Source organism: Mycobacterium angelicum (assembly GCF_002086155.1).
GTDB classification, from domain to species: domain Bacteria; phylum Actinomycetota; class Actinomycetes; order Mycobacteriales; family Mycobacteriaceae; genus Mycobacterium; species Mycobacterium angelicum.
Genome location: NZ_MVHE01000159.1, coordinates 1 through 2,663 on the forward strand (window position 1 = coordinate 1; position 2,663 = coordinate 2,663).

The 2,663-nt window shown below is 55.8% G+C and carries 4 protein-coding genes; 3 read left to right on the forward strand and 1 reads right to left on the reverse strand.

Annotation, left to right across the window (positions count from 1 at the left end):
* Window positions 1–248 (reverse strand): hypothetical protein (locus tag BST12_RS33070; RefSeq protein WP_211281389.1); only part of this gene is annotated, 248 nt, incomplete at its 3' end.
* A gap of 478 nt (window positions 249–726) precedes the next feature.
* Between BST12_RS33070 and BST12_RS31455 the strand changes: the two genes are divergently transcribed.
* The 3 genes from BST12_RS31455 (at window position 727) to BST12_RS32455 (ending at window position 2,625) form a co-directional block, all read left to right on the forward strand.
* Window positions 727–1,638 (forward strand): hypothetical protein, encoded by a 912-nt coding sequence (locus BST12_RS31455; protein ID WP_139802037.1) that lies wholly within the window; start codon window positions 727–729, stop codon window positions 1,636–1,638.
* 5 nt (window positions 1,639–1,643) lie between these two features.
* Window positions 1,644–2,381 (forward strand): hypothetical protein, encoded by a 738-nt coding sequence (locus BST12_RS33950; RefSeq protein ID WP_245850618.1) that lies wholly within the window; start codon window positions 1,644–1,646, stop codon window positions 2,379–2,381.
* A 106-nt stretch (window positions 2,382–2,487) separates the two neighbouring features.
* A complete protein-coding gene (locus BST12_RS32455; RefSeq protein WP_170062230.1) occupies window positions 2,488–2,625 on the forward strand; it encodes a hypothetical protein in 138 nt (45 codons plus the stop codon).
* Window positions 2,626–2,663 lie beyond the last annotated feature (38 nt).

Genomic DNA, 2,663 nt, shown 5'->3' on the forward strand with positions numbered 1-2,663 from the left:
CGGTACCGCTGATCAGGTCCGACTCGTACACCACTCTGCTGGACGCAACCGGCGGATACGCCACCAGAGCTAAACCATTGCGCACCGTAGATTACTGACAGCCCATTTCTGAACGCATCAATCTGATAATCCTCAGCTCTTTCTAGCGACCAGCCAGCCAAGTCGTAAGGCAGGCCAAGAGACAGGTCCAAGTCGTTCAGGACCAATGCTAAAGACGGTTCAGGCAAGGTCGCCACGGCGTCGATCATGCCATCCGCATTCCGCACAGGTGCCTACGAAATTCAGAAGACCTTGACCCGCCGTCGGGCGGTGAGTTGAGGTCGACGGCATGCTCGACGGGCAACAGCCGGACACCGGACGCGTGGCACCGATTCGACAGGGCCACATTCGAGATCGGCCACGTCTGAAGTGGGGCGGGCGGGGCTCGAACCCGCGACCAACGGATTATGAGAACCCCGGTCGGACGCTCTAGCAAACCAGATTAGGTCCGTCGGTGATCCATTCTTGACTCTAAACCCCTTGTGTTTAAATCCTTCCGATTCACAAAGCGGCCTTCTCTCGCGTATATAGCGAACGCCGCAGGTCGGGCTGCACGCGAAAATCTGCTGACGCGGTGCTGACATTGAATACGTCGCGCTGGGGCGCGTGTCGCAACTCAACGTTCGAACACGTGTTTGATATGCTGACCATTATTGGGCCCCAGCAGCGTGGGCGAAGGCGATGAGGATGACCGAAGAAACCGACGACTACCGACACCCGAAGTGCTACGCGAACACACGGGGCGGGTGCTCTACGAAGATTTCCGGCGAACACTATGTATCGCACGGTTTGATAAACCTGTATGGCAACAACAACCCGGCCTACACGATCCAGCATCGCACCGGCAAAGGTGTCGGCCACCCAGTCCGACCCAAAAACTTTAAGGCGAACATCCTTTGTCGGGACCACAACACTCAACTTCATCCAGCAGACGATGCTGCACTGAAATTTGCATCGTTTCTACGCTGCAACGCTTTACAGTACGATGCCGGTGCTGGCAAGTGGGGCGAATCTGAAGAGATCACCATTTCCGGCGACGATTTTCAGCGCTGGGTGCTCAAGCTATTCCTGAATCATGCTGTAACAAGCCATTTTACGGTTCAACAGGGCAAGACTATCGGCTTTCCGCCGGAGGCCATTGACCTGCTGCTGGATCGTGCAGCTTGGCCTCGGACGTGGGGATTGTGCGTAGCAGCTAATCCGACGAACAAAGACCTTTGGTACGACCCCTTTCAGATGAAGGAAGCTGTCGACGTCGACTGGTGGGGCTGTGCGCCATTTGTCTTTCACGATGAGACTTGGCTTGGAGGTGCAGTCGTTGACTTGAGCCACGTCAGCTTCGGCCTAACCCCGTTCAACCCCGGGAGACCCGATCCTCGGTTCAACAACCCTGGCAACCCCATCCGAGGAACATTGCCACGGCCAAGGCACATGGGGTGGAAGCTGAACGGCGTCGAAAAGCGGATAAACTTTGCCTGGGACGACCCTTGGCAACCCATAGGGATCACATACAAACTTGGTCCTCAGAATCGAGAAGACCGACTGCGCGGTCAACCACCCGCTGGGCGTCCGTTCACCAAAGGCGTTCAGGAAAAATGATTTTGATGCACGCTGACGCTTGGGCTGCTTTGGCTCAGTGGGCAACGGCCGCAATTGCGGTTGGGGCGGCGGTGTACGCACGTGGCCAGGTGCGCGAAGCCCGTCAAACACGTGAACGGACTGCGCAACCCAATGTCGTTGTCTACGTGGACCGTCACGAAGTACGGCGCTATATGGATTTGGTAATCAAGAACTTTGGGCAGACGACGGCGTATAACGTTCGATTGAAGGTCCCTCCTCTGCAGGTCGCACCCTACAGGAACCTCATCACTGGTGAGGAAGTCAAGAGCCTGTACGTGCCCGACAGCATTGCGGTGTTGGCACCCGGCCAGGAGTGGCGGACAGTCTGGGACTCCGCTATACGGCGAGAAAAATACAAGGGACCGCTCCAGGATCAATTCGTCGGCCATGTGGAGTTCGATGACAAGATAAGCTCGGACAAACCGAGCTATCGCAATCCAATCTCGTTGGATATCAAGATGTTTTGGAACACCACGTGGATTACACAGAACAAAGGCGAGACAGTCCAAAAGGCACTGTATGAGATCGCGGGAACGCTCAAGAACTACAGCCAAGAGGATAAAGGTGTGTGGGTTTATACGGCTACCGGGGATGAAGAGCGTCACCGCCGGGAACAGGAATACCAAGAGCTTCTGCAACAACAGTATGAGTTCTCTAGGGAGCTTGGCCTCATCCAAGACGATCCGATCCATGAAACCCATGAACCACAAGAGCCGGAGTGAGTGACACATGGATCTGACGACTTCGAGGGCGACCTGAAACCAACGTAGCGGATACCGGAGAGGTCCCTCAATAGACGTGCACCGGTTCGAGTTCTTAGCTGAAGGCATGACGGAGGTCGAACGTACCACCATCTTGCTCGGACAGCTGTCGCTTATTGTCGCTGCAGTATCGGCCATTCTCGCGCTGCTGACGCTCTGGTTTGTATGGATCGCCGAGCTACGCTTCCTGTCAACGGCCAAGTAAAAGTATCCGCTGGTGGCCAGACAAAAGTATCCGCCCCG